The 26,995-nt window shown below is 39.3% G+C and carries 27 protein-coding genes; 17 read left to right on the top strand and 10 right to left on the bottom strand.

The window, feature by feature from the left end; all coding sequences use genetic code 11:
• The first annotated feature begins 37 nt into the window (after nucleotides 1-37).
• A complete protein-coding gene (gene trmD, locus FW767_RS09255) occupies nucleotides 38-715 on the top strand; it encodes a tRNA (guanosine(37)-N1)-methyltransferase TrmD (protein ID WP_121699734.1) in 678 nt (225 codons plus the stop codon).
• 10 nt (nucleotides 716-725) lie between these two features.
• Here trmD and FW767_RS09250 read toward each other — a convergent pair whose 3' ends face one another.
• Nucleotides 726-1,085 (bottom strand): BACON domain-containing protein, encoded by a 360-nt coding sequence (locus tag FW767_RS09250; RefSeq protein WP_121699733.1) that lies wholly within the window; start codon nucleotides 1,083-1,085, stop codon nucleotides 726-728.
• A gap of 198 nt (nucleotides 1,086-1,283) precedes the next feature.
• On the opposite strand from FW767_RS09250, the gene FW767_RS09245 reads away from it, so the two are divergent.
• Nucleotides 1,284-2,669: an alpha-amylase family glycosyl hydrolase gene (locus FW767_RS09245; RefSeq protein ID WP_121699732.1), complete on the top strand. Its 1,386-nt coding sequence runs from the start codon at nucleotides 1,284-1,286 to the stop codon at nucleotides 2,667-2,669.
• Between the two features lie 262 nt (nucleotides 2,670-2,931).
• Here FW767_RS09245 and FW767_RS09240 read toward each other — a convergent pair whose 3' ends face one another.
• The 7 genes from FW767_RS09240 to FW767_RS09210 all read right to left on the bottom strand — a co-directional run bounded on the left by FW767_RS09240 (nucleotide 2,932) and on the right by FW767_RS09210 (nucleotide 8,946).
• The gene (locus FW767_RS09240) at nucleotides 2,932-4,191 is read right to left on the bottom strand and encodes a hypothetical protein (protein ID WP_235898097.1); all 1,260 of its coding nucleotides are present in this window, start codon (nucleotides 4,189-4,191) and stop codon (nucleotides 2,932-2,934) included.
• Nucleotides 4,192-4,652: 461 nt separating this feature from the next.
• Complete coding sequence (locus tag FW767_RS09235; RefSeq protein ID WP_121699731.1) at nucleotides 4,653-5,567, bottom strand: bacteriophage abortive infection AbiH family protein; 915 nt, start codon at nucleotides 5,565-5,567, stop codon at nucleotides 4,653-4,655.
• Between the two features lie 248 nt (nucleotides 5,568-5,815).
• Nucleotides 5,816-6,934: a competence protein CoiA family protein gene (locus tag FW767_RS09230; RefSeq protein WP_121699730.1), complete on the bottom strand. Its 1,119-nt coding sequence runs from the start codon at nucleotides 6,932-6,934 to the stop codon at nucleotides 5,816-5,818.
• A gap of 1 nt (nucleotide 6,935) precedes the next feature.
• Nucleotides 6,936-7,274: a hypothetical protein gene (locus FW767_RS09225; RefSeq protein ID WP_235898096.1), complete on the bottom strand. Its 339-nt coding sequence runs from the start codon at nucleotides 7,272-7,274 to the stop codon at nucleotides 6,936-6,938.
• Between the two features lie 218 nt (nucleotides 7,275-7,492).
• Entirely contained in the window at nucleotides 7,493-7,696 is a 204-nt protein-coding gene (locus FW767_RS09220) for a hypothetical protein (protein ID WP_147438798.1), read from the bottom strand.
• Between the two features lie 15 nt (nucleotides 7,697-7,711).
• On the bottom strand, nucleotides 7,712-8,659 hold the full coding sequence (gene mobV, locus FW767_RS09215) for a MobV family relaxase (protein ID WP_121699727.1): 948 nt from the start codon (nucleotides 8,657-8,659) through the stop codon (nucleotides 7,712-7,714).
• A 23-nt stretch (nucleotides 8,660-8,682) separates the two neighbouring features.
• Nucleotides 8,683-8,946: a hypothetical protein gene (locus FW767_RS09210; protein WP_147438797.1), complete on the bottom strand. Its 264-nt coding sequence runs from the start codon at nucleotides 8,944-8,946 to the stop codon at nucleotides 8,683-8,685.
• A 357-nt stretch (nucleotides 8,947-9,303) separates the two neighbouring features.
• On the opposite strand from FW767_RS09210, the gene FW767_RS09205 reads away from it, so the two are divergent.
• Nucleotides 9,304-9,501, top strand: coding sequence for a hypothetical protein (locus FW767_RS09205; RefSeq protein WP_147438796.1), 198 nt, complete (start codon nucleotides 9,304-9,306; stop codon nucleotides 9,499-9,501).
• 183 nt (nucleotides 9,502-9,684) lie between these two features.
• Here the strand turns inward: FW767_RS09205 and FW767_RS09200 are convergent, their stop codons facing one another.
• Nucleotides 9,685-12,522 carry a hypothetical protein gene (locus tag FW767_RS09200; protein ID WP_121699724.1) on the bottom strand — a complete coding sequence of 946 codons (2,838 nt, stop codon included), beginning with the start codon at nucleotides 12,520-12,522 and terminating at the stop codon, nucleotides 9,685-9,687.
• A gap of 131 nt (nucleotides 12,523-12,653) precedes the next feature.
• Between FW767_RS09200 and FW767_RS09195 the strand changes: the two genes are divergently transcribed.
• From FW767_RS09195 to FW767_RS09135, 14 genes are all read left to right on the top strand, one after another.
• Complete coding sequence (locus tag FW767_RS09195; RefSeq protein ID WP_121699723.1) at nucleotides 12,654-12,842, top strand: hypothetical protein; 189 nt, start codon at nucleotides 12,654-12,656, stop codon at nucleotides 12,840-12,842.
• 157 nt (nucleotides 12,843-12,999) lie between these two features.
• On the top strand, nucleotides 13,000-13,197 hold the full coding sequence (locus FW767_RS09190; protein ID WP_147438795.1) for a hypothetical protein: 198 nt from the start codon (nucleotides 13,000-13,002) through the stop codon (nucleotides 13,195-13,197).
• A gap of 83 nt (nucleotides 13,198-13,280) precedes the next feature.
• Complete coding sequence (locus tag FW767_RS09185) at nucleotides 13,281-13,517, top strand: hypothetical protein (protein ID WP_121699722.1); 237 nt, start codon at nucleotides 13,281-13,283, stop codon at nucleotides 13,515-13,517.
• Nucleotides 13,518-13,944: 427 nt separating this feature from the next.
• Nucleotides 13,945-15,303, top strand: coding sequence for an AAA family ATPase (locus FW767_RS09180; RefSeq protein WP_121699721.1), 1,359 nt, complete (start codon nucleotides 13,945-13,947; stop codon nucleotides 15,301-15,303).
• Nucleotides 15,304-15,305: 2 nt separating this feature from the next.
• Nucleotides 15,306-16,397 carry a protein-export chaperone SecB gene (locus tag FW767_RS09175; protein WP_121699720.1) on the top strand — a complete coding sequence of 364 codons (1,092 nt, stop codon included), beginning with the start codon at nucleotides 15,306-15,308 and terminating at the stop codon, nucleotides 16,395-16,397.
• Nucleotides 16,394-17,137: a PP2C family protein-serine/threonine phosphatase gene (locus FW767_RS09170; RefSeq protein ID WP_121699719.1), complete on the top strand. Its 744-nt coding sequence runs from the start codon at nucleotides 16,394-16,396 to the stop codon at nucleotides 17,135-17,137. The genes FW767_RS09175 and FW767_RS09170 overlap by 4 nt, the downstream gene beginning before the upstream one ends.
• A gap of 17 nt (nucleotides 17,138-17,154) precedes the next feature.
• Nucleotides 17,155-17,925: a hypothetical protein gene (locus FW767_RS09165; RefSeq protein ID WP_121699718.1), complete on the top strand. Its 771-nt coding sequence runs from the start codon at nucleotides 17,155-17,157 to the stop codon at nucleotides 17,923-17,925.
• Between the two features lie 128 nt (nucleotides 17,926-18,053).
• Nucleotides 18,054-18,635 (top strand): RNA 2'-phosphotransferase, encoded by a 582-nt coding sequence (locus FW767_RS09160; protein WP_317133126.1) that lies wholly within the window; start codon nucleotides 18,054-18,056, stop codon nucleotides 18,633-18,635.
• A gap of 330 nt (nucleotides 18,636-18,965) precedes the next feature.
• Complete coding sequence (locus FW767_RS09155; protein ID WP_150980534.1) at nucleotides 18,966-19,535, top strand: metallophosphoesterase; 570 nt, start codon at nucleotides 18,966-18,968, stop codon at nucleotides 19,533-19,535.
• 92 nt (nucleotides 19,536-19,627) lie between these two features.
• Nucleotides 19,628-19,867, top strand: coding sequence for a hypothetical protein (locus FW767_RS09150; RefSeq protein WP_121699714.1), 240 nt, complete (start codon nucleotides 19,628-19,630; stop codon nucleotides 19,865-19,867).
• Between the two features lie 154 nt (nucleotides 19,868-20,021).
• Nucleotides 20,022-21,626 (top strand): hypothetical protein, encoded by a 1,605-nt coding sequence (locus FW767_RS09145; RefSeq protein WP_147438794.1) that lies wholly within the window; start codon nucleotides 20,022-20,024, stop codon nucleotides 21,624-21,626.
• Nucleotides 21,627-21,816: 190 nt separating this feature from the next.
• On the top strand, nucleotides 21,817-21,975 hold the full coding sequence (locus FW767_RS13155; RefSeq protein ID WP_205523883.1) for a hypothetical protein: 159 nt from the start codon (nucleotides 21,817-21,819) through the stop codon (nucleotides 21,973-21,975).
• A 258-nt stretch (nucleotides 21,976-22,233) separates the two neighbouring features.
• Entirely contained in the window at nucleotides 22,234-22,443 is a 210-nt protein-coding gene (locus FW767_RS09140; protein ID WP_147438793.1) for a hypothetical protein, read from the top strand.
• Nucleotides 22,444-22,464: 21 nt separating this feature from the next.
• Nucleotides 22,465-25,401: a hypothetical protein gene (locus FW767_RS09135; protein WP_121699710.1), complete on the top strand. Its 2,937-nt coding sequence runs from the start codon at nucleotides 22,465-22,467 to the stop codon at nucleotides 25,399-25,401.
• A gap of 45 nt (nucleotides 25,402-25,446) precedes the next feature.
• Here FW767_RS09135 and FW767_RS09130 read toward each other — a convergent pair whose 3' ends face one another.
• Nucleotides 25,447-26,577: an IS4 family transposase gene (locus tag FW767_RS09130; protein WP_121699709.1), complete on the bottom strand. Its 1,131-nt coding sequence runs from the start codon at nucleotides 26,575-26,577 to the stop codon at nucleotides 25,447-25,449.
• Nucleotides 26,578-26,995 lie beyond the last annotated feature (418 nt).

The raw sequence follows: 26,995 nt of genomic DNA, 5'->3' as shown, positions 1-26,995 counted from the left end.
TCTTTGTATAGTTAATTTGACTGATTTTTCAACGGCAATGAGAATTGATATACTTACAGTGCTGCCCGAGATGCTGGAGTCGCCGCTCGGATGCTCGATACTGAAACGCGCGCAGGATAAAGGTCTTGCCGAGATTGTAGTGCATAATCTGCGCGACTATACTACCAACAAGCACCGCAAGGTTGATGACTATCCCTTTGGCGGCGAGGCTGGAATGGTGATGCAGATCGAGCCGGTGGATCGGGCCATAAGCCGGCTCAAGAGCGAGCGCAACTATGACGAGGTGATATTTACATCGCCTGACGGAGAGCAGCTCACACAGCCTATGGCCAACCGCATGTCTATGCTTGAGAATATCATTATACTCTGCGGCCATTACAAGGGTGTCGATTACCGTATACGCGAGCATCTTGTGACCCGCGAAATCACCATAGGCGATTATGTGCTTACCGGAGGCGAGCTGCCGGCTCTTGTCATTACCGATGCTATAGTAAGGCTGATACCGGGTGCCATAGGCGACGAGCAGAGCGCGTTGAGCGATTCGTTTCAGGACAATCTGCTGGCTCCGCCCATATACACACGTCCGGCTGAATACAATGGCTGGACCGTACCTGATGTTTTGCTCTCGGGCCATCAGGCTCGCATCGACGAGTGGCGCCACGAGCAGGCGGTTATGCGTACACGGCGTCTGCGTCCCGGTCTGCTTGACGGGTAGTTTCGTCGTATCAGTTTGCGCCGCCCTGTTGAGTTATCTTTACGTCAATGGAGCTTTCGGCGGCCGATATGGTAAGAATGGCTGTCCGTGAGCCTTCGGGATTGGCTGAGGCTGTCAGCGGCACACCCCACATTATATTGCCGTTGCCCGAAGGGGCCACATTGCCGGCTTTGAGCCACGAGGCATCGGTACGGGCCGCCGGTTGCGTTATTGAGCGCACGATAAGAGTCTGTGAGGCCCCGGTAGAAGGAAAATTCATTTCCGTACGTCCTACTTCGAGTTCGGTCGGGCCGTCGTCATTGTGACTGCACGACGTCAGCCACATGCCCGCGGCGACAAGCGCCGCTATATAAAGTCTGGTATATTTCATAACGGTTGTTTAACAAAGCAAAGATAGTGCAAGTTTTTGGGTTGTGACAAAATTAACGTCGCTTTATCGGTAAGTTCAATAACATAAATTTAAATTATTTGAAATTTCATATTCAACCTTGAATGCAGATAATCCGTTTTTCTGTCATTCAATATCGATGTTGTGCGAAAAATAACTTGAATTTTAAATTACCGAATTATGAAATCTACTAATCTTCAACCCGAAAGCGACTGGCGTTCTTTGACAATCTATCAGGTGATGGTTGGCTCTTTTCTACACGGCGAGGAAGGTGCTGACGGATATAATGAACTCTGGGGACCTGAAGGCGAATGCAAAAACGGAAATCTAAGGGGAGTCATCGATGCACTTGACCATATAGCGGGTCTTGGCGTCAATGCCATATGGCTTACTCCTGTATTTGACAGTTCCGAAGCCGATGGCGGTGAAAAGTTACAAGCTTCAGGATATTTCGCTAATGACTATTTTAAAATCGATCCGCACTTCGGTACTGAGGATGATTTTCGTGAACTTGTGGATAAGGCTCATGAAAGAGGATTGTATGTGTTTCTTGACGGGGTGTTCGGCCATCATGGCGGTGTTAAGTCGCCTTCGCCTTCCGGATTCGTCATTGATTCGACGCCTTCTTACAGCGACCGTGGCGAAGACGGTGGTACCGGCAATGTGAAATATCCCGAATCGCTTGATTATTTCCGGGAAGTGGCTACTTATTGGATTGACCGGTTTGATATAGACGGATGGCGATTCGACCAAGCTTATCAGCTTTGTCAGGACGGGCACAACTATTGGTGCGAAATTTCAGAAGCCGTTCGCAATCTTTGCGACAGCCGCCGAAGTCAGGGTAAACAGTGGGGAGTGCTCGGATATATGGTAGGTGAGGACTGGAGTGATGCGGGCGGCATAAGTTCGCGTGTGTATCGCGACGGAGGGCTGAAGAGCGCGTTTGATTTTGACGGTAAGCAACTCATAAGCGGCTCTATGGGGGAAGCCGACTCGGGAGGTCTTGATAACGGATGGGACGACGTGATTAAGATATATTCGCCACCTTCGGAAAGAGGATACGCTCCCGATGATGTGCTGCCTAATCTTTTTCTTACCAATCATGACGGAGTCAGGGTGGCCGATAATTTTTACGACGGCGACAATGAGATAAATCTTATGACCCGTTTTGCCATACTGTCCGGATATCCCGGGCCGGTGACGTTATATTATGGTGATGAGTTTGCCGATCTGTCAAGAGACTGTGAGGGGGCACAACCCGACAATGCCTCGCGTACCGGCGGGCACCTTTCGCCTGATGATGACCGCGAACGACGTCTTCACGATTATGTCAGAAAGGTTATGATGTTTCGGCGCGACAATCCGGCGATGTGGCGCGGACGGCAGGAGTTTGACCGTTATAGGCTCGATGATGCCGAAATTCTTGTTGTGCTTAAGCATGATGACGATACGGGCAATAGAGTGGCCATGGTGTTTGCCGATCGTGACGCGTCAGTCACAATACCCGGCACCGATAGTCCTATAGATGTCAAGGGCTATATCCCGGAGCTTGTAAGGTTGTCATAGCACGTCGCCTATTTTCACTCCGATCGTGTAACCGACAGGAAACCAACATGAAAAGAAGCCAAGCCTCTCATTCCTCGGCACTATTCTCGCTCCTGTCTCTTATGGCTTGGATTAAGCGATAATATTCACCGTCGTCATGGGCAATATAACGGCTGATAAGATTTGTAGGTCAAGGCATCTCGTGAGGACAAGATATAAGACACAGATAATGTGCCCTGTCTTTCCATTACCATCATAAAGGGATGGATACTTTCACTTTGAATCATTTATCCTGTTGCTGTTCTTCAGTTGCCTGTATCATTCGCTTTATCTCTTCTTTGCTTTTGAAAGTAGCTGGAGCAGTGACTGGAACGTTAAACTCTTTGATAAAAGCATCAAATGGAACGATAGTATCTTCGGGGTGAACCACTCTCCAGAATATCTCTGTGCGACGCCTGATTTCCGGTTCGAATTTTTCTGTGATTATACCCTTTATCCCTATGGCCGCCACATGGTCATAGAGAGGAGCGTCATAAATAAGACCGTCGGCAACATCTTGCCATTTCTGGCCTTTGATAAATGACGGACCACCTCCGGCCGGTCCGTTGTAATTTGTTTCTCCGTAAGGATTGTCCTGAAAGTCAATTCCGAAAGGACGGCATCTCATTCGTTCAAAAGCGGCGTCCCACGCACCGTTGCCTGTCATCGGGCAGTTCTGCCCGTTCCATAATACCCAATCAAACCAGTTTAGAACAACTATCTTGACACGCTCTTCGCCAAAAGTCTTTTTAATCCACCATCCTTGTGTTCCATAATCCCGGTCCCATGGTTTAAAATAGCCTGAATAGCTGATGGAGTGGGGCTGACTGGTTATAACGAGGGCTTTGCGCGCACCCTTGACGAGGGGCTGGCGTTCGTACATCGAGGCGAAGTTGGCACTCAAGAGGCTGTCGCGGTTAGTCTTGTTAAGGGATGTCCAGAAAGCCATGTAATCATTCACGGTGTGAATACTGTCCCACGAGAAATTTATGTCGGTCAGACCCAGATGTATCTTACGGGAGGCTTTCTTGTTGATGTTATACAGGCCTTTGAGAAACTTGATGCGGTTGTATTTCTCCCATAACGGATAGAAGCACTCGCCTTTCCGATAGTAGGTATAAAGGCTATCCATGAATTCGTTTTCGGAGGAGTAAGAACCTTGTAATAGCCGGTTTACATCTTCTGTCAGATTTATACCCCCGACTTCAGTATAGACATGTCCTACTCGCTCGGCAAATCTGGGATCGGACAACAAGTCGAGAATAAAATTATACTGTATGGAGTCACGATGGTCGCGCTCGCCCAACACGACAATATCCGATTTTTCAAACAACTTGAATATGTAGTCTTTGGGCGATACTCCGTTTTTTTCGGCATATTCATGCAGAGCTTTTATGGATGGCACAGACGGCGATTGTGCCGATAATTCAGCAGTAAATGAAATCGTTAGAATGACAAACAGGAAGAAACTTCTTTTGATTGGTTGAAGTATTGTATAAGTCATAATACTAAAATATTATAGTGGATATTACATGATTGGTTTTGCATATAAGATACAAAGATAGCTAATTTTAAGACTTCGGTAGTTAGAGTTGGATAGATTTTAGCCTCTTCCGTACATGCTACAATGGCAGAGAAATGTTAACCCACCTTATACATATGATATTATATCGTGCGGGTTGGTCACGACTGTAATTACAACAGTTGCAGATACTCATAAATCATGGAGACAGAGTGGACAAATATTCAGATTTTAGCCAAACAAATTTTGCCATTTGAGGCTATAAAACACCAATGGCCAAACAAATTGTTTTTGTTTGGTCATTGATTATCAGGTGCTTGTGCTAAAATTCTTACTTAGTACTCTTCCTCGTTGAAGAAGTGCAAGTGAGTTGTATATCAAGAAGTTAGCTTGGTTTCACAGAAATTGGACAAGCAAACTATGCTATGAAAGGAGATAAAATGCTATTGAGGGTCTTTATTTATTTCATCTTTATTGATTGGTTGTAGCTGTATCAATTGATAACGGTCTTTAATTCTCCAATGTTCAAGTACGAATTTTTCTATTCGTTGCTTGTCTTGTTCAGAGAACCAGCTGAATTCCCATTTACAATCTTGAGGTGTATTTTCCTCTATCCAATCTAAGTAGTTTTCATCAACAGGAGAAAGCGATAGTCCATACACATGAATAAATTCTACATTTGAAAGTATATCAGGCAATTCGTTATGCTTAAATATGTACTCATACGGATTCTTCTGATATTTTGATAGTTCCAAACATGTTTGTTCCACATCAACACCATCAAGCATGCCTCCATGAATATATTTGTTATGACCAAATATCAATTTATCATGTTTAGATGCTCTGCCATGAATATGTAATACCCTATCATCCGGAATCTTATAAAGCCATTCAATAGTATCAGTATAATTGAAGTTGATAAAATAGGAATCATCCTCCTCAATATAAGTGTATTGGGGGTCGGTAATCATGCTTTGACAATCAGCAACCCAACGTTCAAAACAGTATTGTAAAATATCAAGCAGACCTCGAAGCCGACTTGCACAAGTAGACTCTATATGTAGGTCAGTCAGTAAACCTATGGAATTTAGATGATTATTTCGTTCTTCAATTTGTTTAATGATTTCTTCCGCAGATTTCTCTGTAGGTGTAAAATTGCGAACATATTGATGGATATCAAGTTCTCCGAGATTTACTTCAAAATCATTCCACCATTTACCATCCATATTATAAGCCGCTTTCATATTTTCATAAACAAAAATATATTTATGTTGAAGCCAATGCTTAAAATCCGAATAACTTGTATGGAGACCTGTAAAAAGGTCAAATCCATTTCCAATAATATAAAGATGTTTCATTTTAATAATTCACAATCTTAATCGAAAACGTAATAGTATAATTTACCAATGCAAGTGTTAGTGCGGTTACTAATGTTTGCATTTTGTATAGATTCGTAATGTACTGAGGTTTAAATCAATCCGTATTCCATCTGTTACTTTCGTCTCCATCATAAGCATCCAATGCATCTGGTAAAAAATCCAGATGTTCAATTTGATAATAAACTCATCAAATTCTTCTTTGGAACAAATAGGTTTATATTTCATATTTAAAGAATATCTTTACAAATGTGATAATAGAACTTATGGCTTTGCATACAGTTAATCTGTTCTGATGATAGGGATTGTGCAATCGGAATCATGTTTTGTGAAACCCCAAAGTCTTCTCTGTAATGGGAACAAGATAGAGCACAATATGGAGAAGGTTTGCGTGGCAAATTATGTTTCTTATATAGGACACATAGCCTTTCTCCCCATGAGTCCTGCTTGCTGAATTTGCATAAGAAACAATTGCGAATTTTTACACCACGTTTAGAAAATTCTTGAAAAATCTCTTTGAATGGAGTCGCTATCTCGGTTATGTAATAATGGACATTGGACGGTAACTTCTTACCTACTTCATAGCAATGGCAATCAAATAAACGGAACTGTCCTTGGCTATTTAACCAAAAAACTATTGTGTTTTTTCGACTAAAGCAGTCTTCATACTCATCGAAGCTGCCGATTGGGTCAAATGATTCTACTTTATTAAAGTTATATAAAATGATATTTCTATCGTTCGAATAGCTATAATTGTAATGCTCATCCCTTACAGCTGTTAACTTACAGTTGCTGACTATATTGTCAATTTGTTCTTCTGATTGAATTGGTATTTCAATAATACGAACGCCATCCTTGATTTTGTCCTCTGTACATTTATGAGTAACCATAATTTCAATTAGCACAGGAGGTGTCTTGGGATTTGTAGATGATGTTAAAAGCAAGTCTGCTCTGTATTGGTGGTAAGTCGCTTCTATCTCGCAGGTATCATAATATCTACGCAAATCGAATACAACAGGTTTTTCACCTTCACATTTTGGAAAACCAATGAACGGACATTCTAAAGAGCAAAATGCCTTAGCATTGTAGGAAAGCAGGAAATGCTCGGAAGAAAGAAATGCTTCTCTTATCTTGATTTTCGCTAATTTATGAAGGTATGATTCATAAGAACAATTCCCAGCATTTTTATGAACGAAATGCCATCTACGCACTTTGCCCATATGCGGATTCATTAATTCTCCACATATAGGACAAAAATATTTTTCGTTACGTTGAGCAGTTGAAACATTTATAAGATCACCGCTTGAATTATTAGCGTAACTATAATTTTGAGAGAGGATTTTTGCCATACTATTCTTTTTTGCTGAAAATAGTTTGTAGTTTTTTCCGAATAGCCCCCAAAGCTAATTTTTGGTCTTGTGATATTGACAATCCAATACCACTACTTTTAACAACGGCAACGCTTTGGTCTGTATAAAGGTCATAAAAAGTTATGGTAATGTAGGTATGTCCACCATCCCACTTTTCTGACTTAACATTTATATGAGGAGTAAGTGTATAACCTAAATAATCATCAGGAGCATACGCTAAGGATATTGGTTGCAATTTAGTATTTGCAATTTCATTTTGGACTAATAGCATAACATCATCCAATTCCCTATCTCCGGTTTGTTCTTTGCCGAAACTCACATACTTGTATTTAGATATGTTAGCTCCATTTGAAACGACCAATTTAGCCGATGACGAACAAGAAGAAATTATCATCGGAAATACTGACAACAACAGTACGAGCGAAAATATGGAGAATCGAGTGCGCATAAAATAATGAGTCGAAGATTATTGTTTTGATTGCAAAATTAGCTGAATTTTGCGTGATTTAAGCTGTATGCGATGAAATATTTTTAACATTAGCGACGGATACCGTGCTTTTGCTGAGACGGTTTCAGCATCTTGTGGGCCTGCATCATGCAGCGGTAGGCGAAGCGGCGATTGTCTTCATCCGGATTGCGTCCCCACGGGAGGTCTGATGAGGAGCCACCGCCTCCGCATGTCTGGGCGAATTGGGTTGCCCCATTGAGATAGCCGAGGAACAGATACATCGCACACTTCAAAATCTCGTTGGGCTGCTAGGCGATTGCAGTCAGGAATTCTCCGTCTAAATCTGCTTTCTGTTCCGATGGCATGGATTCAATCACTGAGCGCATATCGACAACCATCCTTGCGAAGACGGCATCAGTCAGTCTCATACGCACCTGCTCCTGATGTTTGCTCGTCAATTCATAATAATCATTTTGAGCATTATCGCGTTTTTCGGTGAGAGCGTTAAGTTCATCCTGAAGCTCGGCGAGTTGCCGGTCGGCGAGCTTGAGTTTATCCCGTTTGTCGGCGAGCTTCTGTCCGGTAGATTCAAGCTGGGATTCAAGGGAAGCGATGCGGCAACGCAATTCGGAAACATCTCCGGCACCATTCTCTATGTCCGTCTCCAACTGAGCTATCTCGTCATTCAGCTCTGCCTCCTGTCTTTCGAGATTCGCAATCATGGTCGTTAACCCTTTGACACGCGTTTCAGCCTTCTTGATTTGATCTTCGAGTTGGCTCAACAGCCCGGACTTATCGCTTATAAGAATTTCGAGCTTGGCGTTCTCACGGTGAAGGTCGCGGTTGTATTCAGCAGTTGAGCGATGCCGTGCGCCGGTTTCATGGATGTCATCGCCACGGTCAAGACCGTATTTGCGGTTCACTTCGGCAAGTCGGGTGTGCAGGTCCCTCATGTGTTGCCGCGCCTCAATCTTGTTCTTACCTCCGAGTATCTCCTTTGAGCAGAGGCGTCCGTCGGCTGTCATCGGCACGAACACACAATGCGCATGTGGTCCCGTCTCGTCAAGATGGACTATGAACGAGGCTACGTTTTCCTCTCCGAATTCACGGCATACGAAACCATAGATGTCCTTTGCCCATCGCTCGATTTCGGGTTGCCGGATAATATGCCCGTTTGTTTCCTCATACTCGTTCAGCTCCTGAGAACCGAAAGCCATCTCACGCATCCGCTCACGGTTGCCGCCGAATACTGCCATGACAGCCCGGTTGGAGATAGCGGTTACTCTGGCATCCGGTCGAAGATGTTTTTGATTATCTCCTCGAGCTTGTCGCCTATGCGCCGCGATTTGTCAACGGCGGTTATCTCTCCACCGGGCCCGACCTGAAAGTTGAGTGCAGTTCGGGTGCGGTCATAGTTGTGGTTGGGGTCTTTGGCCTTTCGCTCGAAGAGTTCATTGCTCCAGTTGCGCTGATGCTCGTTGCTGACATTGGCATCGACTGATTTGACGGGTTTGAAGTCCATCATCTGTTTTGGTGATGACATGTAAATATTGGTGCTTTTGGTTATGGTTTGGTTGGAATTGATTATATAACAGGAGTGCTTGCACGGTCAGTATCCGCATCGGAGCCGCCAACCTTCGCGTGAAGGTATATTAGGCGATTACCCTAGTAATATCATATAACTATCATAGATACAATTATATATCTTGGGACTTTGGCTTTATAAGAAACAAATAGGAAACAGATACGAATTTTATTTGTATGCTTAATGAATTTTGGGGAAATTCACTCTTTAACCAATAAAGAACCTTTCTTCTTGGTACAATTAAAGCTTGTGAGTGTCAGGATTTTATGCTAACCTTACGATACGGATGATATTACCGTCAACAACGACCGCGTGTTGCTCGAAAGCAATACCTTCCGCCTCAACTACACCGCTCGTTTCTCCGAAGCCCATAAATTCTTGGTCGTGACCGAGGCACAGGCAGACACCTTGCTCCGCAAAGACCTCCGCAAGTTCTGGTCATGTATTCCAGATATGGCAAAGACTTCGTTATCTTCGGCGCGCTTGCCTGCAACTGTGGTCCCGGCATCGTAAACAAAAGCACCGTCCTGAAAAAACTGAAATCCGGCAACTGCAACATCTTCCACCGCCCATTGCCGTTACAAAGGCAAAAGACATAAAGGCTTATACAATCGTCGCTTGATCGAAATATGGTTCTTGTATATTCCCTAAACCAAACTCCAGAATGAAACAATTGGCTACTTCGGGAGTTTTTGTTTATTCCTCAAATAACTTGTCTTCAAGTTCTAATTTTTCAATTTTATATTGTTTTACCACTTTGTGGTATGATTTATTCTCTTTGCGCAGATTTTCATAAATCGATATTATTTTATCAAGATAGTTTAAGGCAATTTTATATCGACACGATTGTAAATATATGCGATACAAATTTATATATGCATCAAGTTCATCTTCAGTATCAGAGTTTTTTTCAACGTTTTCTCTTGTACTGTTATATTTATTAATAATCTCTAGAATTTTCAAATAAGCCCATTTCTCTTTACGCCGCAAGCCTAAATCATTATAAATTAAAGCTAAATCTGCTAAATCGTAAATGATATCTGAACTATCTTCCTTCCATTTTATTGATTCTAACTTTTTCGTTATTATATTTTGAGGAAGATATGGTAAATATTCTGTGAGTTGAACTTCTTTTATCAAAAAGTTTCTCAAAAATTGCCGTAGTTTTATCTGCTCGGCTTCGTTGGGAATCGCTTCAACACAATGCTTTAGCAACTCAAAAAAATTATAGTCACTAATATCTTTAGTTAATTCATCATTAAAAATATAATAAAATACTTGTGTTAGAAGATCCGCAGCTTGATTGTCATCTATTTGGGTCTTCAAATAGGCATTTTTATAGTACCAAATTAAAAGTTCATATATTTGCGTAAATTGGTAGAGACATGAATTTTGAAAATAGCATAAGTTATTATCAGGGATAGCAAGAGAATAAAAATAATCGATATCATTTTCAGAAAGATGACACGTTGTATTAGAGGAAAACAAATAATTAATGATTTTATACTTATCCCATTCCTTAAAATCAATACGGATATAGGGTAGAAGATTAATATAAGCACCCCTCGCTTCACTAATCAAAGATTTTATATTTGAGTTGCAAGACTGCGATATTAAATATCTAATATAACTATTAAGAACTTTAAGATATTGAAGCTTAAAAAAAGGAGTATCATATCCGACCTCATCAAGAAATGATAATAACGATTCGTATTCATTAATAACTTTATCAGGATCTCGATTGCTACTGAACGAATTTAACTCAGCAATTTGAAATTTTGTGTCTACAGCACTTATCAGGCATCGCATTTCTGTACTGGAATATTTCTCATATATTAGCAACGCTTTTTTGAAATTTGCTTCTATAATATGAGTAAAATCTCCATGATAAGAGAAAATATAACTCTGTTTTTCCGCTAGTTTAAAAAGTGTGTCGGCGTATACTATTTGTGATTCATAATATTGACTAGAATTATAAGAGTAATTCCAAATTAGTTGGAGTAATTCTAATTCTTCAATAAAGTCATCAGCAAAATAAAGTACCCCAAGTTCGGCAATCCGACTTAGCATTTTATTGTATTCGCAAAAATATTTTTCCAGACAATCATTTAAGTGTAAGAACCAAGACCATTCAAAAAAACAGGAACTCATGTAATAATGACGCCTGTCATTATAGTTTATTTCAGTGTATGATTTGATTAGAAAATTTAGATGTTGGATATAGGTAGAATTTGCCTGCTCAATCATATTCAATTCTAATAGTCTTGATTCATATCTACTATACGTCGAGTTCAAATCTAAGGACTGTGCTTTTAAATCTGCATATGATAGATTTTTAGAATATCTAATAGCAGTTTCGTATTTGCATAGAACAATAAGATTTGAGTACCCGACTGCCTCAGCCACTCTTGCCATCATATCATGATTTATTACAAGTCTAGCAAGGACATTATTATCATGATTTGACATTTCTAAAAGAACCTCATTGGCCTGTGAAAGCGCATCCCATGCAATCAGGTGTTCATTTCTCGTGGCAAAATAATCAGCACAAGTCATCAAGCAATCGGCTTTGAATAAACTGTTGGAAATCTGCAATAAATTACTTAATAATTTATTATACAGGTTCAACAATCGATTATCGCTATATAAATTTTTACAGTTGATATAGTTTGCATATGCCAATATATAACGGGTATTATTTATGATTTGTGTAGGGTCATGTTCTGTTATTTGTACAGCACGCTCTAGCGAATAACAAATTTCATGAGTCCAATCGATGACTGAATCTGGATTAATCGTATTATATATGGATGCTTGATTCTTTTTAATAAATTCGGCATATCTGTATAGACAATATGCATAATTAGAATCTAATATATTGTCTCGTGTATTTAACAAATTCCGATAGCGAGTTAAAATAGCCATTTGAGAGCTTTCGGATGCTTCCTCTAAATTCATAATTTGTTCGAGTTCAAATACGAATTTTTTATTCAAAAGAGCAATCGCCTTTTTCTCTATTTCAGGATAATCAGACCCAAAAATCAGCTTAGAAAATTCAGAGGTAACATCTTTAATATCAAAATCTATCAAATTAATAGTTTGCAATCTTTTATCTAAATCTATTTCCAATTCAGATCTCCTCTTGGTTTTATTATCCTCAATATGAGATAAAATCGAGTATCCTTTTACAACATAGGAGAAACTTTGAGAATATCCACGATAGTGTTTATCCTCTATTATCAATATACTGGCAATATCTCCTTTCTTCTTTGCTTCTTCCTTAAGTCTATCCCTAAGTTTTGTCCACGCTTTATTAATGTAATTTATACGATAGCCTTCTAAAAGGTATTCGATTATTTCGCCATCCTTATTTTTGCATTTTTCTTTAGTTTCCTCTGTAATACCCAGTAAATCGCCTTCTCTTTCGATTAAATTCCTAAATACCGCTTTTGTGAGTTTATTACCAGACTTAAGATAGCCGTCAGCAATACGCAAATGTCGAAGAACACGTGATTCTTTATGGGGATCTCTCATAATTGGTTAAATTGTGTACTTTTTTTAGCGGGTACAAATACGTGGGGCAAAAAACTTTTTTTGGCCTTGAAAAGGGCTTAATTTTGCAGTACAAAAATAATCAAAATCAAGTAGACTAACAAATTACAGCTATGAGTTACTATGACAAATATAAAATCGAGATTTTCGAGATTATTAATGAGGATGAAACAGCGGAAATAGTGGAAGAGCGAGATACAATCTTCACTACGGTATTTGACCGCTACGATATGGAGTCATTCCAACAGATTAGTAAGGATTTAGCTCTTTTCGGAGCTTTCACTGATACTATATATCAATAGGGAGTCATCTAGGAAAACTGATAGATGGCGTAATACCACTTCTTTTCTTTGAGGATTGAATATGGGAATATTTTTTCCCCTTCGGCTATAGAGGATATATCCCTAAATTTGCATTGTAAATAACAAACAAAAACATTAACCCTTAAAAATTAAACATATGTCTTGGTTTTCACGTACAGAAGATTACTCAATCGAGGACAATAGCCGTGACTTTTATGGTGAGCCCGAGATCACCTACGGATCCTCTGATGACACATCATCGAGCAGTTCTACATCCCCATCATCCGGCGCATGGGATGACTATCAGCATGAGCGCGAATACGTATCATCCTGCTATGATCAGCACACTCGATAAGATGCATAATTCTCCTCTCTTCTAAAAACAAGGCCAAGCCTGAAGCCTATAATAGATGGCAGAAACAAATTAAACGTAAAACTATGGGTTACTACAACGACAAATTTGAGATCAAGGGTATGACAGAAGAAAATGCCAAGACTCTTAAAGAGAGCCACGAAACCTACGACAATCCTGCATACAGTGGTCGCGTCGAAATCGAGAAAGAATCTGATGACACTTATACTGCGAGATATGACCGCAGTGATGTGAAGTCTTTCCAGCATATTCACGAAGATGGTGAACTATTCGGAGGTCACACTGATAAACTCTACCAGTAAAGCAATTGTCCCTAATAACTTTATCTTAGGAGGGATAATCTGCTTCCTCCTAAGATTTAAAACCTGAACTGTCTTGAAAATTTAATGCCAGAACCTCTGAGGCAAAATGATGAGGTAAACTAATAAATTCAGACATGATTACAATTGAATTCAAAAACGATCAAGACATGCACCGTTTCGTTAGTACATATCGTGGGACTACCTTCTCATATCACCCGAACTATGACGGGCAGGTTTACACCGATCGCATTCTTGGCAGTTGGACACCTTTGGTTCACCTGGAACGCAAGAAGGTTAAAGATTTCCGCCGGTTAGGCGAAGATATCCGAATGTTTAATGGGAAAATCAGACCTTATTAAAACAACTGGTTCGCAAGAGGGGAGTAATTCCGCTCCCTTCTTGTGAAGTCAAAATCTGTTCAGAAAAGATGAAATTTCTCGGCATAAATATCAAATCATCTATGCCTCAGAATGAGGTAATTGATGCATTGGCTAGATTATTTCTGGCAGATATACCTATATCGCATGTACAACGTATTGTCAATGCCCTTGTAACAGGCAATACCACCTATGCCAAAATAAAGGATTTTACAGCCCCTCATTTGCAATCGCTGAAAACAAAGTCATCTGACAAAAATTGGCATAAACGGATGAAAAATAGAGTCCAAGAATGGGCAAAAGCTTTTGGAAGGATTGAGGAAGATGATTTCGATTATATTGCCGAGCAATATCAGGTAAACTATCTTGATGTTTTTGGCACTCCTCAGTTTGCTTCTCCTGAAGAAATGGCTTCATCTGTAAAAAAAATTATCAAGGGACAAAACTCGGCGATAGAGCAGCTTTCCGTTCCTTTCTTTCAGCATTATGCGAAGGGGAAGTATGGATTTGGTTGTCCAATGACAAAACCAATCCTTCTATGTGGACCCACAGGTAGTGGAAAGACAGAAACGCTTAATTCGTTTTCTGAAATTTGTGACAGTCCATTTATCATGATAAACTCATCTGAATGTACGCCTACTGGATGGAAGGGCGCATCATTTGAAGATGTCCTGGCTGAAAAGGTACGCAAATATGGTCGGTCGGAAGTTGAGAACGCCATCATTTTCATAGACGAGATAGACAAGATTACTCATACGGGCTGTGGCAAAGAAACAGACGATATGGGTTATGACATCATGCGGTTTATGATGAATCTTACCGATCCGAGAAATAATATTCGTTTGAATAACGGATTGGGGAAAAATGGCGAACAATCATTTATTGAACTTTCGATTTCCAATATGCTCATTGTATTTTCAGGAGCATTTTCAGGAATTGAGAAAATGATTAAGAAAAGACTAAACTTGATCTATGGAGTTGGTTTTACTTGTAATACTTCTCTTAGTCCCGATAAACAGCAAAACGTTTATTCGCAAATAACCTCCGACGATTTGCAACAATGGGGTTTTATGGCAGAGTTTACTGGTCGACTTGGGCAAATTATTACTCTCAATCCCCTCGGTGAGAATGAGATGTACCAGATTCTTACAGAGTCAAAAAATTCAATATTGACGAGACAGATATCATACACCCGCAATCTATATAATGCCAAACTTCGGTTTACAGAAACAGCGTTGAGACTCATATGTAGAAAAGCAGCGGGGCGAGGATTGGGATTCCGTGGAGTGCAGACTCTTTTTGCCTCATGTCTGAACAGCCTGTATTACAAATTGCCTGTGGCGGGTAGTGCTTGTCATACTATCGATGTCGATGAAATATACGTTGAACAACAATTAAAAACGCTCTAAAAATGGATTCTCAGCCCAAATATGCAATTCTACAAGAGTATGTTAAGCAATTGGACTTTAATAGTCCGGCGGCTCCAGAGTTCTTCTTTATGAATTACGAAGGGAAATCAACCCTGTCTACTCATATAGACGTAGAATCACAGACTGATGTAAACACGGATATTTTTTGTATAAATTTAAAGTTAAAGTGCTCGGTTGTCCTTGAAGACGGAAACTCTATTTTTATAATTTCTGTAGTTTATGGTGCAATAGTTGAGACACACGAATCATTAGAAGATTCTGAATTAAAGAGCTTGTTAACAATTGAAATACCTCAGATAATATATCCCCATGTCGCAGTGTTAGTTCATAGTACAACATCATTTAGCGGCTTTAATCCTGTGATGCTTCCCAACTATTCATTTTCGGAAAGAAAGATGATTGGAGGAAGTGTTATTACCGTAAATGAATTATACAATAGCAATCAAAAGCAATATGAGGATTCAATAAATACTTGCTTCGAGAATGAGCCTGACTCCATACTTACATTAAAAAAACTTCTTGTTGAAGTAGAGTCCGAAGAAACCGGTAAAGAGTTCCTTGAAACACTTAAAAGGAGCGGCGGAGAAATTTCCGGGTACACAAATTTTACATTAACTAGAACATTGTTCAAGTATCTATCTTTTATAGATTACAATACAAGGTATGAAATAGAGCAAGACCTGTATGCAAAACGCTTGATGTTCTTTTTGATTGTGGCTTCAAATGATTGTGAATGGTGGTTGGTCAATGATAATAGAGAAAAACCAGAACTTTTTTATCGATATAAAGGAACAGAAGTTGACAAAAAAATTTCTGATTTATCATCAGTGGAATTCTTTTCCTTAGCAGGAGATTTAATTGTAAATGTTCTGACGGAGTCCCATGTAAATATTTTCCTTATCGAACAGGAGTTCGGTGCTTTTGAAGAATTAAGTAATCCCAATCCGTCAAGAGAGGAGTATCGTAATGCTTTCCATTACGATGCATTAAGCGATGAACAACAAGAATTTGTTGATATTCTTTACGATGAAATTTCAAATGCTAAATTAGAGGCTTTCACCATAGAATTATGAATAATATAGAATATTTTCCCATTTCAGAACAAGGATTGCGAGACAATAATGAGGATTTTTGTCTCGTAGAGTCGATTTCCGGAGGATTAGATGTTCTCGCTATAATAGCCGATGGTGTAGGCGGAGAAAATGCCGGTGAAGTCGCATCGATGGTAACGTGTAAGGGCATCTCCGAATATCTTGCCCATCTGGACAACATCGGTCTTGAAGATCTTCGCATGGCCGTAATAGCAGCAAACAATGATGTCATGGAATTACAGAAGAATCCACGATATGAAAACATGGCAACAGTAGTTTCAGCATGTCTAATATCTCCTGAAGATAATGTTATACATATTTGTCATGTAGGCGACACAAGAATATATGCACTTTGTAATGATGGCATCGAATTATCAAAACTAACTAAAGACCACTCGTTCGTAGGTAGGCTTTTCGATGAGGGACATATATCCGAGAAAGAGGCTATGCTCCATCCCAAGCGGAATCGAATTGATAAATGTATCGGTTCTCGACAATTGAATTACTTCAGCGATTATTTATTTACATCCTCATTTGAGTTAACGAAATTCAACAGGATTCTTTTATGTTCTGACGGCTTATACGATGTCGTGTCATCCTCCGAGATTCATTCAATTCTTGTCCATAATTCCTGTGCCAAGACAGCTGCTAATAATTTGGTGAAGCGTGCTCTTGAATGTGGCAGTCATGATAATATCTCGGCTATTGTAATAAATTTATAATAATCATACTATACAACATGAGTGCTGAACTATTTTTCTGGGTGACAATTAGTTCACTCCTTTTGACGATGATACTCTTCTTTAGGAAGAGTTTAGTGCAGGACTTCGTTTCGATGTCTACTGTCATTGTATTTTATGCAGCTGGCACTTTCGGTAATATCTATAACCATCTTTTCTTTTTAGCTGAAGATGCCCTTTTGTATGACGCGCTTTATTTACTCATAGTAATGTCAATAATAATGGGTGCACAGGTTATGTCAGAATTGCTTGTGAATATGGTAGTTGGAGAACTCAATATTAAAGTGATGGCATTAAATATCGGCGAAATAATTCTTTCATGGATAGGCATATACATCATTATTTATTTGTATTTACTACTCTGGGAGTATAGCACACCAATTATCTGTAGCCTTATTATTCCGTGTGGTATATTTTTTTCAGCATTGTCTCGTGTTATCTCGGACAAAGATTTCAAAGATGCCGACGATTATTTGACAATTTATTTCGTGTCGTGTATTTTCCTTTTTGGTGGACTATGGTGGTTTAATACCTTGATTGGTCGTCCAGAGATAATCAGAGCTTTTGGCATATATTCACAATACTATAGCACAGCAGCATCATTAATACCTGCCATTATGTTATGCCTTCCTTTCATAATAGGACTGAGCAAAATTCGAGTCTCTAATCTTTTAAACAAGATTGAGGACGATGACAATAATAAGGCCTCAAATCAACCTATTTTAGTGGAATCTACCAAAAATGAGTTAAACGATGAAGAGTGTAGATAATAGCTATCGTAGTAGGGTTTTGGCATATATCCTACGTCATGATAAGAAGACTCCTATTAAGCAAGGGGGATGGCTCTCTGTTGATTATTTAATTTCTGAAAAAGAGTTTTCGTATGAGGAAATAGTCAATAATCGTATTAAATGATGAAAAGATGAGACTAGAGTTTAACGATGATCACACGCTCATTCGCGCACTTTATGGACACTCTGTCCCTGTAGATTTAGGGTTAAAGTGTAAAGTCCCTCCTGTGCAATTATATCATGGAACATCTACAAAAGCCTCTATTGATATCTTAGAGTATGGTATTTTACCTATGTCTCGTAACTTTGTGCACCTCACTGATGATAAAGATATAGCCATTGAAGTTGGTCGTCATCATGGAGACCCGTTAATAGCATGTGTAAATACGATTGAAATGATATATGCCGGGTATCATTTCTATACCCCAGTAGTTCACATATGGCTTGTATCAAAAGTTCCAAGTCAATACTTTAAAATCGAATGGCCACCGTTAGATCCATTTGACAAAGAGAACTTTGACAAATGGAAAAACGAATTTACTCAAGTTGTATGTCCAAAAGAGTTATCTAATAGATTTCAAGATATTCAATTAGACTTCAAATTGACAACATTCAATAACGGCATTATGTCATTTAATTTAGGCGATTGGATGAATAGTGGCTTTTGGCGGAGGACGACTGCCGTTTGATTTCAGGGACATAGAAATTATGCTTTTGCAGCACAATAGTGAGATTTCATTAAGACATGTAGAGCTTTATGCTGATTCAGACATTCGTATCGTGAAGGAATTATTCAGCAAGTTGGATTTTATCTCCGTTGTAATAAGCAATATCGTCATCCAGATTCAAACGTCGCCATCTATAGATCATAACAATAAATTAAATGATATTATGCAATTGGTATCCAATGTAAATTCGAACATGAATACTGATAGCTGTGTGTTATGGGGGCTGGTTAATAACCCACAGCTCCAAAACAATTATAGAATATCAATATATTAATATTAAATTATGCATATATGTCGAACGTATATTTTACTTCTGATTTACATCTTGGACACCGCAGGATATTGGAATTATATCAATGGCGGCCATTTGCTCAGATGGGAGATATTGAAGCCCATGATAACAAACTTATTGAACTTTGGAACTCTACTGTTTCAAAGCATGACATGGTGTATATACTTGGTGATTTTTCCCTCAAATCCGCCAATGAAAACAGAAAAATTTTAGAGCGTCTTAACGGATATAAATATTTATGTCCCGGTAATCACGACTCATCGCTTAAAAGCCTATCCAATTACTTTGAGAAGGTGGAACAAATCATGATCGCTAAATTCAAAAAAGAGATATATACATTTCTTCAATCGGATATGGAATTTGTATTATGCCATTACCCATTAGTCGAATGGGCGGGAATGCATCACGGAGTATTTCATCTTCATGGGCATTGTCATGGCCAATGCGAAACACCCGACCCTAGACGCATTGATGTTGGTATAGATTCTGCAAAATCGATATTGATATCGTTGGAAGAGGTCTTGATGCATTTTAATCTTACATTGGGAACTCCTGTAGAATCCGAGTGAGATAAAAATTTTTGGAGAAAATATCTTCACCCACTCTAGCTAATTTAAACATAATACCTTTGTAGCATCAAATCAAATAAAACGATAATACGATGAAACAGGTACAATTCCTATTGATACTATCAGTTTTGGTGGTTTCAATTGTCAGTTGCTCGACAACCGGAGTTCCCGAATCAAATAATACGGCTTCAGTAAAACGGTATAATATTGTTATTGTACTTGACGGTATCGACCGTCTTGCAGAAGAAAAAATGTGTAGCGAAATTGAAGCGATAGGTGGCAATGGTCTGACCGACTCCGATGTAGAACGGGCAGAGACTTTATTATACTAAATTCATGGAGAAAATTTTTCCTCCATGAAGAGACATGCTCATCTCACTAACTTTGTGGCGTAGAATTAATAGCACTTATATTAAAAACAAAGCAATGAACCTATATGATAAAATAGCAGAATGCCTCTCAAACATACCAAATAATATTTCGGCAATGAAAGTATGGTACGATGGTACCATTACATTCCGACTTGGCAATTACTTTGGAAGTGTAAAATTGGATGTTACACATGCAGAAATATCCGTAAATCTTGAATTAGATGCCGAAGACTTTGCGGAATATGGCGTAAAAATCAGCGATGCGTGGCTTATGTACTTAGCTAATGAACTTAATGCACACATTGAAGCAGTGGCATTCTTTGTCCCTTTTGAAGTCGGGGCTCAATGTTTATGCCTGAAGAAATGCTTTATTTACTCTTCTGAGAGGGGTGCGCTCAAGGCTTTAATTCAAGCAGTGCAGGAAATATCTATTGTCGCAGATGCAGTACTGCGAATTGCATTAGAGTTTTCTTATCCTAATATTCCGTCGGACTTTTATGAGCAAATTGAGAATGAGATAAATAAGGCGACATACGAGCATCTAGTCCAGAGACTTCCATCAGTAAAAATACTGCTTGTAGATGATTTATTCAATCCAAACCTCATGTCGTTGAAGTTCTTTTTTAGAACTCGGTTGCCTCAATGCAAAATTTTTGTGGCTGATAAAGATCTGAATCCTATCGGGATGATGGGGTCTCTCAAAAATCAGCTTCAAGAAAATAAGATAGACATTGTAATTGGTTATGGAAATGGGTGCTTCTTTGCCCATCAATTGACGAACATTCCTAAAATTCTCATCCAACCGAAATTCGGATTTTCTGATGAGTTAGCTTCGCATATCGAAGAACTTAATTCTGAATCGTCCGAATCGATGCCTTATGATGTTGACTCTTATCGTTTTTTTGCTATTGAATCATGCAAGGATATGGTGGATGAGCAGTTTATGACCATACGAAATGAGGATATAGAGAATACTATTGGTTTCTTCTGGACTGACAATACTGAAGAAAACGGCGAGTTATTCACCGAATATTATGGACCGATTCAACAACTATTTACAGAATTTGGGGTCATTAATGATGATGCCATTCGTTATAAAATTATCCCTGCTATAGATGCGCTTTATGCCAAGACCCATCGCCCGTCGTATATGAGTGACGTATCGCGTGGCGAATTTGCAGAGCATCTTCATTCAATTATTCAAGACCACATTACATATCCGCGACCGGAGTTATATGGCGAAAAATCATACATAAAGGTTTGTCTTAATACCAATGATATTACAATGGAGCATGGATATCAAGCCTTCCTACTTGAGAAAGCCGAAAGGGATAAGAGTATTGTTCCTGACGAAGATGCAATACGTTTCCTTGCACTACAAAGATATCCGGATAGTCGAGTTTCTGAATTCATTGATAGAGTTGTATCCATCACAGAAGCGTACCGCCGAAACTTCGCAATGAATGACACGGATATGATTAATCGCGATTTCATACGAAATCCGAGTGAAATGTTACTCGTCATCCATAAAGATGACTTGTCTATGGAAGTTCGATTCAAGAATGAATATGTTGGTGCACCTAAAAGCAAAACGGAGGAGATATACCCGTTCAGTCGATTCATGCAAAAGGATGCTCAATTCAAAAATCTAGATATTAATTTTATAAAACTCACCAAATTAGCTCTAAAATATATCCAAGTTGAAGGATTCAGATGTTAAACGGGCTAATGGTATAGAAAGATCAAATTCTGGAGAAAAAAATTATCCATAGACTACTGACTCATATTATATTTGTTGCAGAAAACAATGGAGGTGCCGAAAATCCTTTAAAGAGTAGGCAAAATTAAACAGATAAACCAATATGGAATATGCGAAGAAAAAATGCCGTCCAGCGGACTGTTACAACCACATGAATTGCGACTATTGCCGCAAGAAAGGCTCTTACATATGTCCTCAGAGCCGTAACCACTCCGGCGGTTGGGGCTGGTTCCCTCCGAGCGGTTGCAGCTACAACTTTGAATGTCGTTATAAGGACAGTGAAGGGAACTGCAACTATCATATAAATTGAAAACGTTATTCCAATTTGAATAATCAGTAAATGCCGGTAGCGATGGTCGATATCCCAGATATTTTTCGTAACTTCGCATTACAAGACGAATGAAGTCTGAAAATATGACCATCTAAATAACAACGACATACGGCGAGAGCCGAAACACCTTTGAAAACTCCAGCGTAGTCGTTACGTGCTTTGGCTCGCCTTCAGATGCTACGTTGGAGTTTTCGCTTTTTTGAATCTAACAATAAACCAAGAAATACTATAACTGCGATGGATAGCTCTCACGTTCAAATGGTCAGTCTGATATGGAGCATTGCCGACGATATTCTGGTGTTTCGCCGTATGCGTCGCAGTGACGACACCCTCTGTCGCGAGTACAATCAGAACGAAGGCTTCCAAGGTAACTTCCGCAACCTTATCCGTCAAATCATCGACGATCAGGACTACCACGAAGTCGTAGATCAATCAGAAGATTTATAACACCTTTTATTTTATCGCATCATGAACGTTAACGAACAAAGCAATCTTTTATCACGCGAAGAAGCTTGGTGGTTTATTCCTGAAGAATACTGCCCGATTTTCCTTGAACTTGAAAAAGAGTTCAATAAGAAAATTGGAGATCCGATATCTGAACAGCGGCTATCGGAATTGGCTGATATCCTAAAGTCAAAGCAAATGAAACACTTCTATGGTCTTGCAGATAAGAATGAATCTGACATAGCAGAGTTGACTAAAGCCATCATAACAACAGGAGATCCAGACCAAAAATTGGGTGTTGCAAAAAGCAAAGCCGAGGTAAGAAGTAAAAGATATGGAGGCTATGGTGAAATATTAGAGGAGTTGGAAACGAAAGTAATAGTTAATCACTTTGTGAGGTATTTTGAGAATGTCGGAATTCTTATTTGTGATGACAATAAAAATTACTCGTTTTCAAAAGTCAGTAATCACATTGCCAACTATAAAGTTCCATATACTACAGCCCAAATCCTTTTAGAGCATATAACCCGCGATTTAGAACACGATTCTGCATCAAGAGTCGTGCTGCTTGACGCTATACATAACTTAATACAGGATCCTCTTTTTGCTATCGTTGAAAAAAAGGAGGGTAAGGAAGAGGCTCTTGAAACAGTGTATTTGGAGCGATTTAAGGACGGGCTCCAGATTCTCAAAAACAATGGAATAGTAAAAAAGAAGAAAGGAGTAATAGGACATTACGAATTTACTTATGAAGTAGACTATCATCCTTCAGATAATAAGTTACCAAATGATGCGAGTAGAGAACTTAATGAAATGCGTAGAAAGGCTGCTTTTGATGAGCTCCATCAAATACACGCTCGTTTTCATCAAACAACTTCTACCTCTAAAGAGAAGAAGAAGGCTAAATTAAGACAGGCTTACAAGGAGATCGAAAAAAAACTTTCAGAGTTCGGCATTGAGTCTTTGGACGACCGAATCGTATACCATTGGTTTCAAACGATACTTCTTCATTGGTATTCTGGCACTAAGTCAACTGAGTTTATTCAAGATATCATAACTTATATCAGATTCAATAATATAAGATCTGCTACCATTCCAATTGAGAAAGACAAATTGTATAAATGGGATTATTCATATCCTGTTTGGAACCGCCTTTTATCACTGATAAAGTCCACTATATTAGTTGAAGAAAAAAAACGAAGAGTTAATCCAAAGATTTCTGACGCTCTATTTGAATTGCCAGTAGAAATATCTCGGACCGATTATAAGAATGCGATTCATCGGATTATGAAGGAACTGAGCTGGCTGATCGGTTCTGACGATTTCTTTACGGCTCTCGACATGAAAGCATTGGAAGACGCCAATGTACTTGAACGAACACAGCAAAACAAGCAGCTCCTTTCTTTGTTGTACGTTAAGGCGACTGTTGAGGCTAATGATAACCACGCTGACGCCATTAGCCACTTGGAATATTTGTACAAATATATTTGTGGAAGTAGCTATGAACATTGTGGGAAAGATTTAAATCTAATAGTTTCAAAATTATCGGGTTTTGCGGATAAAGACATTACATACCCAATAAAAGCTAAAAAATGGATATATAAACTCAATCACGTTTCACAAGATGGAGATAATAATGCCAATGACACCACATGGACATTGTTGGACATTTATGAGGTTCTGATACTTTTGAGTTCAGATAGATCTCATGATATGGATAAAAGCCGTGAAACTTACGCGACCTTATTGTCAAAAATCAATCCACGCAATTATTCTGATAGGTTCCGTTTAGTTCAAAGTAATTTATTTTTCTTAGAGACCTTAACAGATTTTGGTCCGTATAATGAGTATTTCAAGAAAATAACTTATATCTGGGACGAAATAAATGATTTGTATGATCAATCCAAAGATCCGCGTCTCTTATGCTTTATAATAAGACTTTTCCTCCGGGGAGCTAATTATCTGGTAGAATATGTTGAATTTGGATACTCGCTGTCCATTATTGCTTTAAAGGCGTATTTACAATTAAGAAGTCTCCATATAAAAGATGACATTATATATTATCAGCTCCTCAACGCCATTGGAGAGTATTTATCTACATTTGATAACTTTGTGCCTACTGAATACCAGTATGCTCTGAAGTTAAAAATGGCAGCTGGCGAATATCTTACTGACAAATGCTTCTTCTATAAATCTTTGTCGGGTGAGCTATTGGATAGAGGCTACCTTCGTTTGGGTTGTGAATACGCAAGAAAATCAATAGAACTGACTGATATTGACAACTTAGATGCGTCTAACGGAATAGCCGATTATATTGCATCGCGTATTCAAATGGTAGAGCCTTTGTTATGTCTTGGTAATTTTGATGAAGCCAAAGAGATTCTTGATGATGTGCGGATGCGTGCTACTGAACTACAGGGATTGCTCAACGACTCAGAAAAAGGTGGATTGATAAGTAATGCTATGGACATTTTCAATGAAATTGAAATTACCATCAGCCGGCGTCCGTATCATCATTATGAGCTTAGACTTGACTATCTGTTGAACGAAATAAGTCATTTGCCGGGATTCCCTGATGAATTACCTTCTGATGTTTTTGGCTTTTACGATAAATGGAAACAGTTTGTTGGAATGTACAACTTCTATTCTGACAGAATGGACGAGTCTTTGAGAAATGAGTTCGAATCTAATTCATTTAAAGAAGAAATGGATAATATCGCTAAAGATATTCATGAAATAGTTGCTGAAGTGGATCTCGAACCAGTTACAGACGATGATATTTCCAAGCTATATGATATTTTTATAGATGCTTACGAAAATTATCAAGGCGAGTTTATTTGTAATGATACAGATGATGATATTTCCTTCCTTGTACCTGAGGGGAGAAATATTGAATATCCATCAATGCAGTTGTTCTTTAATTTTATTCGCTTTATAAGTGGTAACATTACTGTCCACTAAAAATGGGCAGGGTTAAAAATTAAATAAATTCGGATCACTTGAATCTCAAAGAACTTTGACATTTTTGAAATTCGATTCGTCGAAGAGGTCTCGGAGACTGGTCTTGTCAGTCAACGAGATTCCGAGAATCTGAAGGACTTCGTAGATGCTCCGCTCCAGTTTCATGTCGTGCTGCACTATTGCCACAAGACAATAAGTAATTATGGCACAATAGATTTGAATACGGGCAGCATTCTCCGATGTTCCCCAAAACTTCTTGACACGCAGATGATGTTTGATCCATTTGAAGAACAGTTCTACGCTCCAACGGTTGCGGTAAAGCTCGGCGATTGTTTCGGCTGATGCCGTCAGATTGTTGGTCAGGAATATGTATCTTGTACCGTCTTCCGGGTCGATGCATACCACCTTCCGCAGTTTCTCCGGGTAATCCTTTGCGCTTTTATAAACCGTGAAGTAACCGATTGCATCCGAAACCACATTTGTAGGAAGCCTCCGTTTCCAAGTCTCAGGCTTGAAGCGGACATTGGTTTTCGCCCTGACGACGAAGAATGCACCGATGCGGTTGATGGTGTAGAGATTGCCGAAATCGTTGTAGCCACGGTCGAAGATATAATGGGCGCCGTTCTCATACGGAATCTCAGACATAGCCTTTGAATCGTGGACTTTCGCCTCGGTAATATGCACGAATGCAAGAACTTGAGCCTCCACGTCGTAAAGCGTGTGCATCTTGATGCCACCCTTGTGCTTGCGGAACTTCGCCCACTCGAACACCGACAGACACAGGTCGATGGTGGTTGAGTCGAAGGCGTATACATGACCGGCAAACTCAAAGATTTTCTGTATTCGTCGCCTCCGAGCCTCAGCAATCATGAAGAAGGCGAACTCCTCGAAGATGCGGTAATCGCGTTGCTCGTTAGCCTTGCTAAGATTGCTTCGGGACACGGATTTTCCGATTCCAAGGTGATAGACCTTGCCTGCATGTGCTTCCAGAGCAACGATGAGATTACGAAGGCTCTCCCGGTTTGAAAGCTGTCCAAACATCATCGTAAGTAGCTGATCCCAACAAGTATAACTCTTTACATACTTGTCGCCATCATACTTGTCGACTATACGATTGAACTTGCTCCTGTTCAAGAACTGGACTAATTGAGATAAAACGAATGGGTCTTTATGCATAACGGTCTGATTATGACCGCAAATGTTTGAAATCCGTTCGCTCCAAAATCTCTTACAACAAGTTGAATTTCAATAATTTCAAAGTACTCGTATGATTTTTAGTGGACACTAATGAAGTGGTAATTGAGTGCAAGGGTATTGTCTATGGCATTTGAAGCGAACTACGTAGGAATTCAACATCAAAAGGTCTAAAAGCTAAGTTCCTCGGCATCGCCTGCAAAAAACAACAATGAAGAATCCAAATAGAAACGCACAGTATTAGCTTTCAATCCACATAACCAAAGCCTCCCACTCTCCTCGGCAGGGGATGCCCGGAGTGGCGGGGGCGGCCGAGTCCGCCCCCAAGAGCGATCCGTTTCAAGAGATTCATCAACGAGTAAAACAGCAATACAAAAAAGGAGACCGAAGTCTCCTTAAG

It is taken from the genome of Heminiphilus faecis, assembly GCF_008728965.1.
Classification (GTDB): Bacteria; Bacteroidota; Bacteroidia; order Bacteroidales; family Muribaculaceae; genus Muribaculum; species Muribaculum faecis.
The sequence above is the reverse complement of the archived record's forward strand: the minus strand, read 5'-3'. Positions and strand labels throughout refer to the sequence as shown.

What these genes read in the sequence shown, in the direction of transcription:
- FW767_RS09155 (WP_150980534.1), top strand. Translation starts at nt 18,966, where the DNA reads ATGTCGAACGTATATTTTACTTCTGATTTACATCTTGGACACCGCAGG.
- mobV (WP_121699727.1), bottom strand. Translation starts at nt 8,659, where the DNA reads ATGGCAGTATTCGGCGGCAACCGTGAGCGGATGCGTGAGATGGCTTTC.
- FW767_RS09145 (WP_147438794.1), top strand. Translation starts at nt 20,022, where the DNA reads ATGAAAGTATGGTACGATGGTACCATTACATTCCGACTTGGCAATTAC.
- FW767_RS09185 (WP_121699722.1), top strand. Translation starts at nt 13,281, where the DNA reads ATGGGTTACTACAACGACAAATTTGAGATCAAGGGTATGACAGAAGAA.
- FW767_RS09180 (WP_121699721.1), top strand. Translation starts at nt 13,945, where the DNA reads ATGAAATTTCTCGGCATAAATATCAAATCATCTATGCCTCAGAATGAG.
- FW767_RS09230 (WP_121699730.1), bottom strand. Translation starts at nt 6,934, where the DNA reads ATGGCAAAAATCCTCTCTCAAAATTATAGTTACGCTAATAATTCAAGC.
- FW767_RS09175 (WP_121699720.1), top strand. Translation starts at nt 15,306, where the DNA reads ATGGATTCTCAGCCCAAATATGCAATTCTACAAGAGTATGTTAAGCAA.
- FW767_RS09140 (WP_147438793.1), top strand. Translation starts at nt 22,234, where the DNA reads ATGGATAGCTCTCACGTTCAAATGGTCAGTCTGATATGGAGCATTGCC.
- FW767_RS09190 (WP_147438795.1), top strand. Translation starts at nt 13,000, where the DNA reads ATGTCTTGGTTTTCACGTACAGAAGATTACTCAATCGAGGACAATAGC.
- FW767_RS09195 (WP_121699723.1), top strand. Translation starts at nt 12,654, where the DNA reads ATGAGTTACTATGACAAATATAAAATCGAGATTTTCGAGATTATTAAT.
- FW767_RS13155 (WP_205523883.1), top strand. Translation starts at nt 21,817, where the DNA reads ATGAATTGCGACTATTGCCGCAAGAAAGGCTCTTACATATGTCCTCAG.
- trmD (WP_121699734.1), top strand. Translation starts at nt 38, where the DNA reads ATGAGAATTGATATACTTACAGTGCTGCCCGAGATGCTGGAGTCGCCG.
- FW767_RS09135 (WP_121699710.1), top strand. Translation starts at nt 22,465, where the DNA reads ATGAACGTTAACGAACAAAGCAATCTTTTATCACGCGAAGAAGCTTGG.
- FW767_RS09200 (WP_121699724.1), bottom strand. Translation starts at nt 12,522, where the DNA reads ATGAGAGATCCCCATAAAGAATCACGTGTTCTTCGACATTTGCGTATT.
- FW767_RS09150 (WP_121699714.1), top strand. Translation starts at nt 19,628, where the DNA reads ATGAAACAGGTACAATTCCTATTGATACTATCAGTTTTGGTGGTTTCA.
- FW767_RS09235 (WP_121699731.1), bottom strand. Translation starts at nt 5,567, where the DNA reads ATGAAACATCTTTATATTATTGGAAATGGATTTGACCTTTTTACAGGT.
- FW767_RS09170 (WP_121699719.1), top strand. Translation starts at nt 16,394, where the DNA reads ATGAATAATATAGAATATTTTCCCATTTCAGAACAAGGATTGCGAGAC.
- FW767_RS09165 (WP_121699718.1), top strand. Translation starts at nt 17,155, where the DNA reads ATGAGTGCTGAACTATTTTTCTGGGTGACAATTAGTTCACTCCTTTTG.
- FW767_RS09245 (WP_121699732.1), top strand. Translation starts at nt 1,284, where the DNA reads ATGAAATCTACTAATCTTCAACCCGAAAGCGACTGGCGTTCTTTGACA.
- FW767_RS09130 (WP_121699709.1), bottom strand. Translation starts at nt 26,577, where the DNA reads ATGCATAAAGACCCATTCGTTTTATCTCAATTAGTCCAGTTCTTGAAC.
- FW767_RS09250 (WP_121699733.1), bottom strand. Translation starts at nt 1,085, where the DNA reads ATGAAATATACCAGACTTTATATAGCGGCGCTTGTCGCCGCGGGCATG.
- FW767_RS09210 (WP_147438797.1), bottom strand. Translation starts at nt 8,946, where the DNA reads ATGTCATCACCAAAACAGATGATGGACTTCAAACCCGTCAAATCAGTC.
- FW767_RS09240 (WP_235898097.1), bottom strand. Translation starts at nt 4,191, where the DNA reads ATGACTTATACAATACTTCAACCAATCAAAAGAAGTTTCTTCCTGTTT.